General features: G+C 68.9%; 13 protein-coding genes. 3 read left to right on the plus strand and 10 right to left on the minus strand.

Annotation, left to right across the window (positions count from 1 at the left end):
- The first annotated feature begins 16 nt into the window (after window positions 1–16).
- Window positions 17–1,234: an MFS transporter gene (locus UAJ10_RS05705; RefSeq protein WP_322914384.1), complete on the plus strand. Its 1,218-nt coding sequence runs from the start codon at window positions 17–19 to the stop codon at window positions 1,232–1,234.
- A gap of 46 nt (window positions 1,235–1,280) precedes the next feature.
- Here UAJ10_RS05705 and UAJ10_RS05710 read toward each other — a convergent pair whose 3' ends face one another.
- Genes UAJ10_RS05710 through hutI form a run of 8 tightly spaced genes read right to left on the minus strand, consistent with a single transcriptional unit; the run spans window position 1,281 to window position 8,721 of the window.
- On the minus strand, window positions 1,281–2,060 hold the full coding sequence (locus tag UAJ10_RS05710) for an ABC transporter ATP-binding protein (RefSeq protein ID WP_322914385.1): 780 nt from the start codon (window positions 2,058–2,060) through the stop codon (window positions 1,281–1,283).
- Complete coding sequence (locus tag UAJ10_RS05715) at window positions 2,057–2,785, minus strand: ABC transporter permease (protein ID WP_322914386.1); 729 nt, start codon at window positions 2,783–2,785, stop codon at window positions 2,057–2,059. Before UAJ10_RS05715 ends, UAJ10_RS05710 begins: the two co-directional genes overlap by 4 nt.
- Before the next feature lie 5 nt (window positions 2,786–2,790).
- Window positions 2,791–3,498, minus strand: a complete 708-nt coding sequence (locus tag UAJ10_RS05720) for an ABC transporter permease (RefSeq protein ID WP_322914387.1) — start codon at window positions 3,496–3,498, stop codon at window positions 2,791–2,793.
- A complete protein-coding gene (locus tag UAJ10_RS05725; protein ID WP_322914388.1) occupies window positions 3,498–4,412 on the minus strand; it encodes a transporter substrate-binding domain-containing protein in 915 nt (304 codons plus the stop codon). Before UAJ10_RS05725 ends, UAJ10_RS05720 begins: the two co-directional genes overlap by 1 nt.
- The gene (locus UAJ10_RS05730; protein ID WP_322914389.1) at window positions 4,409–5,002 is read right to left on the minus strand and encodes a HutD/Ves family protein; all 594 of its coding nucleotides are present in this window, start codon (window positions 5,000–5,002) and stop codon (window positions 4,409–4,411) included. Before UAJ10_RS05730 ends, UAJ10_RS05725 begins: the two co-directional genes overlap by 4 nt.
- 8 nt (window positions 5,003–5,010) lie before the next feature.
- Window positions 5,011–6,678, minus strand: a complete 1,668-nt coding sequence (gene hutU, locus UAJ10_RS05735) for a urocanate hydratase (protein WP_322914390.1) — start codon at window positions 6,676–6,678, stop codon at window positions 5,011–5,013.
- 52 nt (window positions 6,679–6,730) lie between these two features.
- A complete protein-coding gene (gene hutG / locus UAJ10_RS05740; protein WP_322914391.1) occupies window positions 6,731–7,498 on the minus strand; it encodes an N-formylglutamate deformylase in 768 nt (255 codons plus the stop codon).
- 17 nt (window positions 7,499–7,515) lie between these two features.
- Window positions 7,516–8,721: an imidazolonepropionase gene (gene hutI, locus UAJ10_RS05745; protein WP_322914392.1), complete on the minus strand. Its 1,206-nt coding sequence runs from the start codon at window positions 8,719–8,721 to the stop codon at window positions 7,516–7,518.
- Between the two features lie 89 nt (window positions 8,722–8,810).
- On the opposite strand from hutI, the gene UAJ10_RS05750 reads away from it, so the two are divergent.
- Together UAJ10_RS05750 and hutC are read left to right on the plus strand one after the other, a co-directional pair.
- A complete protein-coding gene (locus UAJ10_RS05750; protein ID WP_322914393.1) occupies window positions 8,811–10,187 on the plus strand; it encodes a formimidoylglutamate deiminase in 1,377 nt (458 codons plus the stop codon).
- Window positions 10,184–10,894, plus strand: coding sequence for a histidine utilization repressor (gene hutC, locus UAJ10_RS05755; protein WP_322914394.1), 711 nt, complete (start codon window positions 10,184–10,186; stop codon window positions 10,892–10,894). Before UAJ10_RS05750 ends, hutC begins: the two co-directional genes overlap by 4 nt.
- Before the next feature lie 39 nt (window positions 10,895–10,933).
- Here the strand turns inward: hutC and UAJ10_RS05760 are convergent, their stop codons facing one another.
- Both UAJ10_RS05760 and UAJ10_RS05765 read right to left on the minus strand, forming a co-directional pair.
- Window positions 10,934–13,339 carry a TonB-dependent receptor gene (locus UAJ10_RS05760; protein ID WP_322914395.1) on the minus strand — a complete coding sequence of 802 codons (2,406 nt, stop codon included), beginning with the start codon at window positions 13,337–13,339 and terminating at the stop codon, window positions 10,934–10,936.
- Between the two features lie 100 nt (window positions 13,340–13,439).
- Entirely contained in the window at window positions 13,440–15,452 is a 2,013-nt protein-coding gene (locus tag UAJ10_RS05765) for a tetratricopeptide repeat-containing sulfotransferase family protein (RefSeq protein ID WP_322914396.1), read from the minus strand.
- Window positions 15,453–15,594 lie beyond the last annotated feature (142 nt).

The following is a 15,594-nucleotide window of genomic DNA, read 5'->3' on the forward strand; positions in this document are numbered from 1 at the left end:
ATGAGGGAGGTGGCCCATGGTGGCCGTGAACACGTCCGTGGAAACCCCGGCCAGACGCCAAGCCGGCATCGGGCAAGGGGTGCTGGTCGTCCTGGCCGGCTTCCTCCCCATCCTCGCCATCGTGGCGCTTTCTCCGGCGGTGCCCAAGATCATGGAGCGCTTCGGCGCCGTTCCCGGGGCGGGCACGCTGGTGCCCCTGCTGGTGACGGCGCCCGGCCTGATTATCGCCCTGGCGTCGCCGCTCATGGGCTGGGCCGTGGACCGTTACGGCCGCCGCCGGCTGCTGCTGTGGGCCACCGCCGTCTACGGCCTCCTGGGCGTCGCTCCCTATTTCCTGGACGATCTGAAGCTGATCATCGCGTCCCGTCTGGCCCTCGGCCTGGCGGAGGCGGGCATCCTCACCGTCACCAACACCCTGATCGGCGACTACTTCGCCCATGACCAGCGGCGCACTTGGCTGACGGTCCAGGGGCTGGTGGGGCCCGTGTTCGGCACCTCCGTCGTGGCCCTGTCCGGCTACATGACGGCCGTGACCTGGAACGCCTCGTTCCTGATCTACGCCGTGGCCTTCCCCATCTTCCTGGCCATGGTGGTCTACATCTACGAACCGGTGGTGGCGTCCGTTGCCGCCGGCCAAGCCCGCGCCCGGGTGGCGTTCCCTTGGGGCGACGTCGTCCTTACCAGCCTGGTCACCCTGTTCTCCGCCAGCCTGTACTACGTCTACATCGTCCAGGTCGGCCTCGCCTTCGGCGAGGTTGGGGTGACGTCGCCCCAGAGGGTGGGCCTGCTGATCTCCATCGCCAGCATCGGCGTCTTCCTGGGCGCGGCGCTGTTCCAATGGTTGTCCGGCCGCTTCACGGGGCCGCAGCAGATCCTGACCTACCTGCTGCTGCTGGGGGCGGGCCTGGTCGGCATCGGCATCGCCGGCGACCAGACGACGATGACGGCGGCGGCGTTCGTCCAGCAACTAGGCGCCGGCATCGCCATCCCGGCGCTGGTGCTGTGGTCCGTCTCGAAACTGCCGGCCGAGCATCGCGGCCGCGGCATGGGCGTTTGGGCCGGCTGCTTCTTCCTGGGGCAGTTCACCAGCCCGCTGTTCGTCACCGCCGCCAAAGGGGCGGCGGGCACCATGCAGGGGGCTTTCGGGGTGCTGGGCGGTGCCGCCTTGGCCGGGGCCCTGGTCGCCTTGGCCTGCGTGCTGCGCCGCCACGGCGAGAAGCCGGGCGCCGCTTGACGGACGCGTTTTCGAGGCTCAAGGGGCGACCGGGACGGTCGCCCCGTCAAAGAGCCGCCGGGGATAGAAAGGCGCGAAACGCCGGGGAAGCGTCGGGGCCGAACATGTGGGCGGGCGGGCCGCTGGATTCGACGCGGCCATTCATCAAGTGCACCACCCGGCTGGACACATCGCGCGCGAACGCCATTTCGTGGGTCACGACGATCATGGTCCGCCCCTCCTCCGCCAGGGACCGCATCAGGGCCAGCACCTCGCGCACCCGCTCCGGGTCAAGGGCGGAGGTCGGCTCATCGAACAGGACCAGCTTCGGGTTCGTCGCCAGGGCCCGGGCGATCGCCACCCGCTGTTGCTGCCCGCCGGAGAGCCGCTTGGGATAGGCGGCGTGGAAGCCCGCCATGCCCACCCGTTCCAGCAGCGTCCGCGCGGTGGCCATAACCTCGTCACGGTCACGGCGATGGACGCGCAAGGGCGCCTCCATGACGTTCTGCAGCACCGTCAGGTGGGGCCAGAGGTTGAAGCCTTGGAAGACCATGGCCGTCTGCGTCCGCAGGCGGGCGGCGGCGCGGCCGTCGGAAACCACCAGGCGGCCATGGCGGTCGCGCGCCAGGGGCGCCTGCACGTCGCCGATGGCGATCTGGCCTTCGTCCGGAACCTCCAGCAGGTTGAGGCAGCGCAGAAAGGTGCTTTTGCCCGACCCGCTGCCCCCGAGGATGGAGATGACCTCCCCCTCCCGCGCTTCCAGCGAGATGCCGGCCAGCACTTCCCGGTCGCCGAAGGACTTACGGATATTGGTTGCGGTCAGCACGGTGGGGGATGGCGGGGTCATGACAGCGGCTCCACGACGGGCGGAACGGAGATGGACGGGACGGCGCGGTCGACGTCCAGCCGGCGTTCCAAGGCCGCCAGCAGGGCCGACAGACCGGCGTTGATCAGCAGATACAGCGCCGCGGCGGCGCAAAACACATCCAGGGTTCGGTAGCTGTGTGCGATGACCTGCTGCGCCACGCCGGTGATGTCCAGCACCGTGATGGTGCTGGCCAGCGAGGTCGACTTGGTCATCATGATGATTTCGTTGGAATAGCTGGGCAGCGCGATGCGGATGAGCGACGGCGCGATCACCCGCCGCAGCAGCATGAAACCGGTCATGCCACAGGCCCGGCCGGCCTCGATCTCCCCGCGCGGCACGGCGGCCAGGGCCCCACGGAAGATTTCGGCGATATAGGCCGAGCAGCAGCAGGTCATGGCCAGGCAGGTGCAGAAGACGGGATCCCGGAACGCCGCCCAGAGCATGCCGTGGCGTATCCAGGGCACCATGGCGAAACCATAGTAGATCATGAAGATCTGCAGGATCAGCGGCGTGCCCCGGAACAGGAAGGTCCAGGTGCGCTGGATCAGGCGCGGCAGCGGCGACCGCGCCACCGATAAGACCGTGAGGCCGGTGGCCAGCACCGTGGCGCAGACACCGGACACCGCCAGGATCAGCAGGGTCACGGGCACGGCGCGCACCAGCTGCGCGGTGACCGACCCGATGAACGTCAGATGCTCCCCCATCGCGCTCAGCCCCTGTTCCACCGGTTGGAATACCGGCCGCCATAGTGGAAGGCCGTGCTGGAAAGGGTGGTGAGCACCAGGTAGAGCGCCATGGCCACGCCGAAGAACAGGAAGGGGTGCCGGGTCGACCCGGCGGCCACCAGGCTGGTGCGCATCAGCTCGCTCAGCCCGGTGACGGCGATGAGGGCGCTGTCCTTCAGGTTGAACTGCCAGACGTTGCCCAGAGCGGGCAGGACGACGCGCGCCACCTGTGGCAGGACGATGCGGTGGAAGCACAGGAGGTCGCCGAAGCCCATGGCCCGCGCCGCCTCGAACTGGCCCTTGGGGATGGCGCCGACTCCGCCCCGGAAAATCTCGGCCTGGTAGGCCGCGGACACCAGGCCGACGGACAGGCTGCCGACCAGGAAGGGTGGCGGCAGCCCCGGGGCGTCCCAGCCGAAGGTCTCGGCCAGCGACAGGATCAACGAGGGCAGACCGAAGTACAGCAGCAGGATGACCAGCAACTCCGGCACCCCACGCAGGACCACGCCATAAACCAGCGCCGTTCGCCGCAGCCAGCGCGGCCCCTTCAGCCGCGCCCAGGCCAGCAGGACGCCCAGCACCGTGCCGATGGCCATGGAGGCGGCGGACACCGCCAGGGTGAGCAGGCAGCCCTTCAGCAGCAGGGGCGCCCAGCCGTCCGGCCCAAAGCCAAGGAGCGTGAGATCGTCCATCACGGTTGGGGCCTCCCGGCGGCGGCGCCCGGGTGGGCCTCAAGGGTCGGGGTGGCATCCGCCTTGAACCATTTCAGGCTGAGGCGCCGCACGGTGCCATCCTCCACGGCGGAGCGGATGGCGGCGTTCAGGCGTTCCGCCAGGGCGGTGTCGTCCTTGCGCAGGCCGAAGCCCTCACCCGCGCCCAGCTCGCCGCCGATCAGCTCCGGCCCCACGAGCACCAGGTCCTGCGCGTCGGGTGCGGCCAGCAGCGGCCGCAGGTAGGTCGTGTCATCCAGCGTCAGGTCGATGCGGCCGCTCAACAGATCCAGGTCCCGTTCGCCCATGGTGCGATAGGATTTAACGGTGATGACGTCGGCCAGGTACTTGTCCAGGAAGGCGTCGTAGGTGCTGGAGATGGCGACGCCCAGGGTCTTGCCGCGCAACTCCTCGCGCAGGGCCGCCAGCGCCTGGGTCTGGCGCTCGGGCGTGGGGCTGGCGTCCAGGTCCAGCACCAGGCCCCGGTTGTCCATGCGGGCCAGGGGGCTGTCCTTCTGGGTGACGAAGACCCCGGTGGTGATGGCGTACGGCAGTGAGAAGGCCAGCACGGCCTTGCGCGCCGGCGTGATCTGCAACGCGTCGGCGATGACATCGATCTTATGAGCCTGCAACGCGCCGATCATGCCGTCCCAATCCTGGGCCACCAGCTGGCACCGCAGGTTCGCCCGCTGGCAAAGGATCTGCAGTAGATCGGGTTCGAAACCGATGAGGGTGCCGTCGGGCCGGGTGATGTTCCACGGCGGGAAAGCCCCCTCCGTGCCGATGACCACGGCGCGGGGCAGCTCCTCCGCCCCGGCGGCCCCACCCCAAGCGGCGGACAGGGGAAGCGCCACCGCCAGTCCGAAACCAATGCCCGCGCGCGAAAGCCTTCTCATGGTTGATCCGCGCCGGCCAGGGGGACGATGTCGACCAGCCAGCAGGCCGCTGCGGCGTGGACCAGGACGGGGGCCGTCGCGCCAGGGGCGAACGACAGGGCGTCCAGCCGGCCGAGGGTGTACGTCTCATCGCCGCAGGTCACCTGCGCCTCGCCGGCCGCCACCAGCATGCGCGTCGCCGTGGGGTTGGGCGACGGCGATGACGAACCGGGAGGCAGCCGGTGTAGGGCGCCCCGCACGGCACCCCGGCGCACCATGAGGTTCAGGTCGGTGACGGGCCCGCCGTCCGGCGTTCCCGATACCGGCACGTCGCCGGGAAACGCGTGGGGTGCCGTGTCCGGCGTCACCAGGACGGAGGCCGCGCCGCCGTCGAAGTCCAGCAGCAAGCGGCCGTCCAGCACCGCCAGCACGCGGTCGATGCCCGGGAAGTGGGAGAAGGGCCCCGCCTCCCGCACCTCCGCGATGCTGACGCGCCAGAGGATGTCGCCCGCGCCATTGTCCTGACGGGCGACCTCTCGCGTGACGCCGCCCCCGTTCTTCCACGCCTGGGCGGGCCGGGAGGCTGAGGGAAGCAGCCGGACACCGCTCATCCCCGGGCTCATCCCAGGATGCCGGGCAGGTCGAGGCCCATGGTGCGGGCGCAGTCGCGGGCGATGTCGTAGCCGGCGTCGGCATGGCGCATCACGCCGGTGGCCGGGTCATTCCACAGGACACGCTCCAGCCGCTTGGCGGCTTCAGGCGTGCCGTCGGCGACGATGACCATGCCGCTGTGCTGGGAATAGCCCATGCCCACGCCGCCGCCATGGTGCAGCGACACCCAGGTGGCGCCCGACGCGGTGTTCAGCAGCGCGTTCAGCAGCGGCCAGTCGGACACGGCGTCGCTGCCGTCCCGCATGGCTTCCGTCTCGCGGTTGGGGCTGGCGACGCTGCCGCTGTCCAGGTGGTCGCGGCCGATCACCACGGGGGCCTTCAACTCGCCCTTGGCCACCATCTCATTGAAGGCCAGGCCCAGGCGGTGGCGATCCCCCAGCCCGACCCAGCAGATGCGGGCGGGCAGGCCCTGGAAGCGGATCCGCTCCCGCGCCATGTCCAGCCAGTTGTGCAGGTGCCGGTTGTCCGGCAGCAGCTCCTTCACCTTGGCGTCGGTCTTGTAGATGTCCTCGGGGTCGCCGGACAATGCTGCCCAGCGGAAGGGGCCGATGCCGCGGCAGAACAGCGGACGAATGTAGGCGGGCACGAAGCCGGGGAAGTCGAAGGCGTTGGCGACCCCCTCGTCCTTCGCCACCTGGCGGATGTTGTTGCCGTAGTCGACGGTGGGCACCCCTGCTGCCTGGAAGTCCAGCATGGCCTGGACGTGCACCGCCATGCTGGCACGCGCGGCGGCGGCCACGGCCTGCGGCTCCCGTTCCCGCCGCTCGACCCACTCGGCGACCGTCCAGCCCACAGGCAGGTAGCCGTTCACGGGATCATGGGCCGAGGTCTGGTCGGTCAGCAGGTCCGGGCGGATGCCGCGCCGGACCATCTCGGGCAGCAGTTCGGCGGCATTGCCCAGCAGGCCGACCGAAACCGCCTTCTTCTCGGCGCAGCTGCGTTCGATGATGGCCATCGCCTCATCGATGGTTTCGGCGGCATGGTCCAGATAGCCCGTCCTCAGGCGCATCTCGATGCGGCTGCGCTGGCATTCGATGGCCAGGCAGGAGGCCCCGGCCATGACGCTGGCCAGCGGCTGCGCCCCGCCCATGCCGCCCAGGCCGGCGGTCAGCAGCCAGCGGCCCGACAGGTCGCCGCCGTAATGCTGGCGGCCCATCTCGACGAAGGTCTCATAGGTCCCCTGCACGATGCCCTGGGACCCGATGTAAATCCAGGAACCGGCCGTCATCTGCCCATACATGGCCAGGCCCTTGCGGTCCAGCTCGTGAAAATGCTCCCAGGTGGCCCATTTCGGCACCAGGTTGCTGTTGGCGATCAGAACGCGCGGGGCGTCGGGGTGGGTGCGGAAGACGCCCACCGGCTTGCCGGACTGGACCAGCAGGGTCTGGTCGGCCTCCAGCCGCGTCAACGCCTCCACGATCCGGTCGTAGCTCTGCCAGTCGCGGGCGGCGCGGCCGATGCCGCCGTAGACCACCAGCTCCTCCGGACGCTCCGCCACGTCGGGGTGCAGGTTGTTCATCAGCATGCGCAGCGCCGCCTCGGTCAGCCAGCTTTTGGCGGTGCGTTCCGTGCCGGTGGCGGGGCGGATGACGCGGGTGTTGTCGATGCGGCTCATAGTGTCCTTCCCAGGCTGGTGGCGAAGGCGAGGCAGTCGTTCAGGATCCCGGTCAGGACCGTGACGAGAGGCCTCGCGTATGCGGGGTCGAAGGGGGCGGCCAGGTGTCGGGGCCGGGCTCGTCGGGTTCGGCGAGATAGCCCCGGATGGCCAGTTCCATTTGAATGGCGTGGATGCCCTCGGCGGGGCGGCCGTAATGGCGCGTCGTCCAACCGCCTTTGAACCGGCCGTTCAGCACGTGGCTGTGGCCGCTGGCGGCGCAGCGGTCGTGGATGGCGCTCGCCAGCGCCCCGTCGCAGGTGACGCCGCCGTTGGTGCCGATGTTGAACTGCGGCAGGGGGCCGTCGAACAGGCGCGGGATGACGCTGCGGATGGAATGGGCGTCGTACAGGACGACGGCGCCATGGCTCCGCCGCAGCCGCGCCAGTTCCGCTCGGATGGCGTCATGGTAGGGATCGAAATAGGCCGCCCGCCGCGCGGCGATGTCGGCGGCATCCGGCGCCGGCCCGGCGTACAGCGGCTCCCCATCGAAGGTGGTGACGGGGCAGAGGTCGGTCGTCGCCTGGCCTGGATAGAGCGACACGCCGGAGGGGTCGCGGTTGACGTCGATGACGCTGCGCGACAGCCGCGTCCGGATGGTGGTGGCCCCCAGGTCCGCCGCGAAGGCGTACAGCCGGTCGATCCACCAATCGGCATCCTTGCGCGCCAGCCAGGGCGACACGAAGCGGCCCAGCAGCCCATCCGGTATGTCCGTGCCGGTATGGGGGAAGGTCACGACCAGGGGCGCGTCGCCGCGGTGGATTTCCAGCCAGTCCGTCATCTCACCAGTCCGTCATCTCAGTTGCCCCGCCAGACGCGCGCGTGCAGGGGGTTGAACCCCATGCGATAGACCAGGTCCGCTGGCCGCTCGATATCCCAGATCGCCAGGTCGCAGGACTTGCCCACCTCCAGCGTGCCGATCTGATGCTGCAGCCCCAAGGCGCGGGCAGCGTTGCGGGTGACGCCGGCGACGCACTCGTCCACCGTCATGCGGAACAGGGTGGCGCCCATGTTCATGACCAGCAGCAGGGAGGTCAGGGGCGAGGTGCCGGGGTTGCAGTCGGTGGCCAGGGCCATGGGCACGCCGGCCGCACGGAAGGCGTCCACGGGCGGCAGCTTGGTTTCCCGCACGAAATAGAAGGCGCCGGGCAGCAGCGTGGCCACGGTGCCGGCCGCCGCCATGGCCGCGACGCCGTCGGCGTCCGTATGTTCCAAATGGTCGGCCGACAGGGCGCCATGCCGGGCCGCCAACGCGGCGCCGGACAGGTTGGACAACTGGTCGGCATGCAGCTTGACCGGCAGGCGGTGGGCGGCGGCGGCGGCGAACACCCGCGCCGTCTGATCCGGCGTGAAGCCGATGCCCTCGCAGAAGGCGTCGACGGCGTCGGCCAGCCCCTCCCCCGCCGCCGCGGGCAGCACGGTGTCGCAGAGGAAGTCAACGTAGCCGTCGGCGTCACCGCTGAATTCAGGCGGCAGCGCGTGGGCGCCCAGGAAGGTGGTGGTGATCCGGACCGGCCGCGCCTGCCCCAGCCGCCGCGCGGCGCGCAGCATGCGCAGCTCCCCCTCCAGGTTCAGCCCGTATCCCGACTTGACCTCGACCGTCGTCGCCCCTTCCGCCATCAGGGCGTCCAGCCGGGGCAGCGCGCCGGCCGTCAGCGCCGCCACATCGGCATTGCGCGTGGCGCGCATGGTGGAAAGGATGCCGCCGCCGGCCCGGGCGATCTCCTCATACGAGGCGCCGGCCAGCCGCAATTCGAACTCATGCGCCCGGCTTCCGCCATGGACCAGGTGTGTGTGACAATCGATCAAGCCGGGGGTGATCCAGCGGCCGGCGCAGTCCACCACCACGTCGGCGTCGAAATCGGGCGCGTCGCCGATGGCGCCGGCGTAGGCGATCAGGCCGTCACGCATGGCCACGACACCATCGCGAACGATGCCCAGCCCGGACCGCGCCCCGACCAGGGTCGCCAAATGGGCGTTTGTCCACAGCTTGTCGCAACGCATGCCCGTTCTCCCGGCGGCTCAGGTCCGCCTCAATGGTTGCGTTCGCACCTTAGAATGTATAGACATATGGCGCAACAGGAGAATGCACCATGGGCACTGACGGCGGTTCGAACGGGGCTTTCCATTTCGAGCAGGCCCTGCTTCCCGAGGGTTGGACGGACAATGTGCGGCTGACGGTCCGGGATGGCGTCATCGCCACCCTGGAACGGGACGCGGCAGCCCAAGCCGGCGATGAGCGGCGGCCGGTGGCCATACCCGGGCTGCCCAACCTTCACAGCCACGCCTTCCAGCGCGGCATGGCCGGCTTGGCGGAGGTGCGCGGCCCGGCGGGCGACAGCTTCTGGACCTGGCGCGACGTCATGTACCGCTTCGTCGACCGCCTTTCGCCCGACGATCTGCACGCCATCGCGGCCCTGGCCTATATGGAAATGCTGGAGGGCGGGTTCACCCGCGTCGGGGAATTCCATTACCTTCATCATGACCGGGATGGCGGGCGGTTCGCCGACCCGGCGGAAATGACCGCCGCCATCGTCGCGGCGGCGGCGGAAACCGGCATCGCGCTGACCCACCTGCCCGTGTTCTACGCGCATTCCGGTTTCGGCGGGGCGGCACCGGGGCATGGACAGCGGCGCTTCCTGAACGACCTGGACGGCTTCGCCCGCCTGCTGGACGGGGCGCGGACCAAGGCGCGGGCCCTGCCCGACGCGGTCGTCGGCGTGGCGCCGCACAGCCTGCGCGCGGTGACGCCCGAGGAACTGAATCAGGTGGTCGATCTGGCCGGCGCCGCCCCCGTGCACATCCATATCGCCGAGCAGGTGAAGGAGGTTGAGGACTGCGTGGCCTGGGGCGGGGCGCGGCCGGTTGAATGGCTGCTGGCCAACGCGGCCGTGGACGCCCGCTGGTGCCTGGTGCACGCCACCCATGTGACGCTTGCGGAGGTCGCGGACATGGCGGCGCGGGGCGCGGTGGCCGGCCTCTGCCCCATCACTGAGGCCAACCTGGGCGACGGCATCTTCCCGGCCGCCGCCTATCTGTCCGCCGGCGGCCGGTTCGGCGTCGGATCGGACTCGAACGTCCTGATCGACGCGACCGAGGAACTGCGCCTATTGGAATACGGCCAGCGCCTGGCGGGCCGCAGCCGCAACGTGGTCGCGACGGCGCCGGGACGATCGACGGGCCAGGATTTGATGGAAGGCGCGCTGGCGGGGGGCGCCGCCGCCCTGGGCGCGCCGGCCGCCATTGCGCTCGGCAACGCGGCGGACCTGGTCAGCCTCGACACCCGGCACCCTTCGCTGCACGGCCGCCGGGGCCCGGCGCTGCTGGACGCCCTGATCTTCGCCGCCGGCCGGCCGGCCATTGACGGGGTCTGGCGCCGGGGCGAGCAGGTGGTTAATACTGGCCGGCACCAGCGGCGGGACGCCATTGTCACCCGTTACCGCCAAGTCCTCGAAAGATTGACCCAGTGACGCTTTCCCTGCATGAGCGCATTCGAACGGACATAGAGTCGGCCATCCTGTCGGGAAAGCTGGCGCCGGAAGACCGGCTCCCCGTCGAGCATGAGCTGATGCAGACCTATCAATGCTCGCGCATGACGGTCAACAAGGCGCTGTCCGCCTTGGCGGCGGCGGGTCTGATCGAACGGCGCAAGGGCGCCGGTTCCTTCGTGGGGCGTCCCCACGCCCATTCCATGATCCTTGACGTCCCGGACCTGCCGGTCGAGGTGGCCAAACGCGGCCACGTCTACGGCTATCAGTTGCTGGTGCGGAAGCTGCGGGCGGCCGCCCGGGGAAACGCCGAGGAGGAGTTGCTGGCCGGCGGGCGCCGGCTGTTGCAGCTGGACGGCCTGCATTCCGCCGACGGCGCCCCCCTGGCGGTGGAACGCCGCCTGGTCAGCCTGGCCGCGGTGCCGGCCATCGCGGACGCCGACCTTGAGAAGGAGCCGCCGGGAACCTGGCTGCTGCGGCACGTGCCATGGACGGAAGCGGAAACCCGCATTTCAGCCATTCCCGCCGATGGGGAGATCGCGCGTCTTCTGAAGACGCCGGTCGGCACGGCCTGCCTGCTGGTGGAACGGCAGACTTGGCGCAGTTCGGAACGGATCACGGCAGTGCGCCAGTATTTCCTGGGCACGGCCTATCATCTGGTCGCGCGGTTCGGCAGCAGCCGTCCGTGACGGCCTGCGGGCCCGAAGGACCGCAGGCCGGACGGGACGTCAGAACTTCTGCCCGAACTTGACGCCGAACAGTCGCGGCTTCGTGGGATAGATGCGCGCGTACTGGCCGGAGATTTCCGGGGCGGAGAAGGTGTTCCGGGTCAGCCCCCCGCGTTCGTCGAACAGGTTCTGGACATAGAACTCGGCGGTGGTGTTGCCGATCTTGCCGCCCATCGAGACGTCGACGGTGGTGAAGCCGGGGCTGTCGCCGACGAGGTCGTTCGCCGTGGTCCCCAGGAAGCTGCGCGTGCTGGTCTGGTGGTTCAGGGAACCCTGAACGAAGCTGTCCACCTCCCCCAGCAGGAATTCATAGCGGGCCGTCGTGTTGAATTTGATGCGGGGCTGCACCGGCAGCCGCGTGCCCTTCGGCGCCGCGATGATGCCGGAGGCGCAGTCGGGGTTGCTGTTGGCGCCGATGGCGCAGAAGTCGGTCGTCAGTTGGGCGTCGTTGAAGGCGCCCGATGCCGACAGGGTCAGGCTGCGGGTGACGGCCCAGGTGATGTCCGTCTCGACGCCGTACACCCGGGCGTCGCCGGCGTTGTAAATATTGGTCACGCTGCCGGAATTCAGCGCCACCAGGGCGTATTGCAGGTTGTTCCATTCCTCATAATAGACGGCGCCGTTGAAGCGCAGCTTTTGATCGAACCAGGACGTCTTCCACCCCAGCTCGTAATTGTCCAGGGTGTCCGAGCCATAGGGCTCCACCGCCGCCCGCCGGTTGTTGCCGCCGGGGCGGTAGCCGGTGGAATACGTGGCATAGACCATGCGGTCCGGGTCGATCTGCCACGTCACGTTCAGTTTGTGGGTCTCGCCTGAATCACTGAATTTCTTGTTGAGGTAGGAACAGCTGTTCAGCGACGGGAAAGGCGTCACGCAGCCGGCCTTCGCCGCGTCGCTGGCGAAACCCGAGAAGCCGGTCAGCGTGTTGTCGGCGATGAACCCGCGCACGCCCCCGGTCAGGGTGACGCTGGGCAGGATGTCGTAGGAGGCCTGGCTGAACACCGCGTAGTCGCGGTCGACGATGTGCACGTTGGTCAGGAAGATGTCGTCTTGATACACGGGCGATCCCTGTTGGGACGACCCGTAACCAGGGGCGTAATAGTTGGCCTGGAACTGGTTGGTCTGCTCTTGGTAGAACAGGCCGGCCGTGACCCGCCAACGGTTGGCCGCGGGCGAGCTGAAACGCAGCTCATGGCTTTGCTTGGTCAGATCCTGATGCCCATAGTAATATTGGGTCGGGTCGATCTGCTTACCCATGGAATTCGTGAAATATCCATAGTTCGGATAGGCATCGTACGCGACGGTGTAATAGCTATAGTCGGCATGCGTGTCGATCGACCGCTGCATATAACCGCCGGAATAGAGCACATCCCAGTCCCAGACCTTGCCCTCGATGGTCAGGGCCGCCTGGTACCACTTGTCAATGTTGCGCTCCGGCGCGTAGTCGTGGACCTGCAGGTCACCGGCCTTGGGATCGTAGAGGAAAGAGCCGTTGGAGCGCTGGTGCTGGGCGATGACCTGCGGCGTGACGGTCCAGTCGTCGTCCAGATCGATGCCCAGGGCCACGCGGCCGCCATAGGTATCGACATCGTTGAAGTTATTTTTGACGAACTTGGAATTGTCCACGGTGATGGGGCTGTTGACCACCGTGCCGTCGTCCAGGGTGTGGGGGCTCTGGTAGGTGCGCTGGTGGTAGGTGTTGTCGATGTAGCCGCCGTCATGCTCGTCGAAGCCGACGATGCGCACCGCCGCCTTGTTGCTCAAGGGCACGTTGACGAAGCCCTCGATGGTGCCGCCCAGGCTGCCCTTGTCGAAGCGGGTGCCCTGGACGTCATAGCCGGCGGAGAACTTGGACGTGTCCGGCTTGTTGGTGATGATGCGCAAGGTGCCGGACAGGGAGCTGGCGCCGTAGAGCGTGCCCTGCGGCCCGGACAGCGCCTCGACCCGGGCGACGTCGTAGATATGGACGTCCAGCAGGGAGCCGATGGTGGTGACCGGAATTTCATCCAGGTAAAAGCCGCTGGTGGGCAGCGCGCCGAACGGCAAGCCGTCGCCGCCGGAAGAGATGCCGCGGAAGAACAGCTGGCTTTGGCCCGGCCCGAAAGACTGGAAAGACACGCTGGGCAACTGTTTGGCGTAGTCGTCGAAGGACTGGACCTGGTGTTGCTCCAGCGTCGCCGTGCCCAGGGCCTGCAGGCTGATGGGCACGTTCTGCAGGTTCTCGCTGCGCTTCTGCGCCGTCACCAGGATTTCCATCAGGCCCTCGTTCCCCGTCGAGTCCGGGCCCGCCGGCGCGGCGGGCGGAACGTCGGCGGCCAGGGCCGATTGCATGCCCGACAGTGGCGCCAGCGCCGTGGAGGCCAGCAGCAGGACCAGCCTGCTGGCCCGCGTGGTCTTAACTCTCATTATGATCGCCCTTTCCCATGAAGTTCCGCTTCTGTCCCTGTTCTTGTGGGTCTTCCGCCCTTTGGTGTTTTGTTATTTTACTTTATATTGATTTGCACAACTACAACTCAACTTCCGGATACGTGGGCAGCGCGGTCCCCAGCGCCGCCTTCAGCGGTGCCAGCCAGGGCTCGAAACGCCGCCAGTGGTCCAGCCCCTCGGTGAAGATGGGCTGGCGCACCTGTTCGGAGCTGGGGGTGCGCACGGTGCGCCTGTTGTCCCAGAAGGCCAGGCAGCCGTCCTCGAACGGCAGGCCCAGGTGGTCCAACAGCGCGTGGACCTCGTTTTCGGTGTCGGCCACCAGCCGTTCATAAATGACCCGGTGCACGCAGCCGGGTGCCGCCCGGTCCACATGGGCCATCAGCGTGGCGTAATCCGCGTAATAGCGCCCCAACTCCGCCAGGTCGTAGGTGAAGGCCTGGCCGCGCGCGAAATGCTGCTTGTAGGCGGACCAGCCGACGCCCAGGGGATGCCGGCGGACATCGACGATCCGCGCCTTGGGCAGGATGGCGCGGATCAGCGCCACGTGCATCCAGTTGTTGGGCATCTTGTCGATAAAGAACGGCTTCGCCTCATGCCGGTGCACCCGCGTCCGCGCGATATATTCAGCCCCCAACGCCGTCAAGGCGTCGGGGGGAAGGTCGTCCAGGCATTCCGGATACCGCCCGCCGGCGGCCCCTTTGCCGGGGGACGCCAGCCGCGCGGCGATCGCCATCATGTCGGGCAGTTCGCTGGTGCCCTCGACCATGCTGTGGCTGGCCAGGATCTGTTCCACCAGGGTGGAGCCCGACCGGGGCAGGCCGACGACGAAGATGGGGTCGGGCGCCTGGCAGCCGCCACGGTCCCGGGCCAGGAATCCCCGGTCGACCATGGCCGCGATGCGGGCGCATTGGTCATGGGTCTCGTCGGCGTCGTAGCTCAGCTGGGCCCGGCGCAGGCGATTGCCCTCGGCATAAGCCCGGAAGGTGGCCGCGTCATCGCCCCCCGCATCCTCAAGCGCCTTGCCCAACGCGAAATGCAGGTGCAGCCGGTTTTCGTCGTCCGCGGTGGCCCGCAGGCCGCGTTCCATGGCCGCCCTGTCGTCGGCGGAAAAGCGGAAGGTCTTGAGGTTGGCCAAGCTCCACCATGCCTCGCCCAGCGTGGGTTGCTGGCCAAGGGCGGTGCGATAGGCGTTGATGGCGTCGTCGACCCGGCCGATCGCCTTCAGGACATGACCGTAGCTCATCCAGCCCTTGGCCTGCTGCGGGTGGCGGGCCAGGACGTGGGCGTACACGGCGGCGGCGGCGTCCTGGTCGCCGATGCGGACCAGCAGCGAGGCCTTGAGCATCAACACCGACGGATTGTCCGCCTCGTCCGCCAGCAGATGCTCCACCTCCGCCAGGGCTTCGGCCGGCCGGTTGTGCCGCTGCAGCGTGCGGGCCAGCAGCTCGCGGGCCGCCGTGAAGGCGGGCGCCAGTTCCAGCGCGCGCCGCAGCAGGGTGATGGCATCGTCGTACCGGCCCAGGCGCACCGCCAGCTCGGCCATCATGCGGATGGCCGCCACGTCCGTGGGCTGGGCGCGCAACCGGTCCCGCAGTGCCCGTTCCGCCACGTTCAACCGGCCCTCGATCATGGCCACGGCGGCCTGGGCCAGGACGGGATCGCGGGTAGAGGCCTTCACGCCGGCCAAATGGGCCCGCTCCGCCTCCTCAGGCTCGCCGGCGAGGGCCAGCGTGTCGGCCAGCGCCCGCCAGGCGGCGGCCAGGTCGGGGCTGAGCGCGCCGGCGCGGCGCATTTCAATGAGGGCGTCGGTGAGCTGACCCAGGTCGCGCAGCGTCAGGCCCAGTTCCAGTGCCGTGGCGGCCGACTTCGGCTCCGCCACCGCCAGCCGACGGAGAACCTCCGCCGACGCCTGGGCATCTCCCGTCAGCCTGAGGGCGCGCCCCTGGATCAGCCGCGCGCGCGGGTGGTCGGGTACCGCGCCCAGCACTTCCGCCACCTGCGCGATGGCCAGGGCCGGGGCGCGGTCGACCAGCGTGGCCGCGTGGTCCAGGGCCGTATCGACGGAAACCAGGGACGGCGCGGCGCCGGTCATGCGGCCCTCGCCTGCGGCCCCGGATGGGAGGGATATGCAAGGTCCGACATGGAATGCCAACTCCTGCTTGGTCTGGGATGGCCCGTTTGTCCCCGCTGGGCCGGGTTCCGTTGCCGGCGCTGCCCGTTCATTCATATTGTCT

It is taken from the genome of Nitrospirillum guaranorum (assembly GCF_034653275.1).
Taxonomy (GTDB): Bacteria; Pseudomonadota; Alphaproteobacteria; order Azospirillales; family Azospirillaceae; genus Nitrospirillum.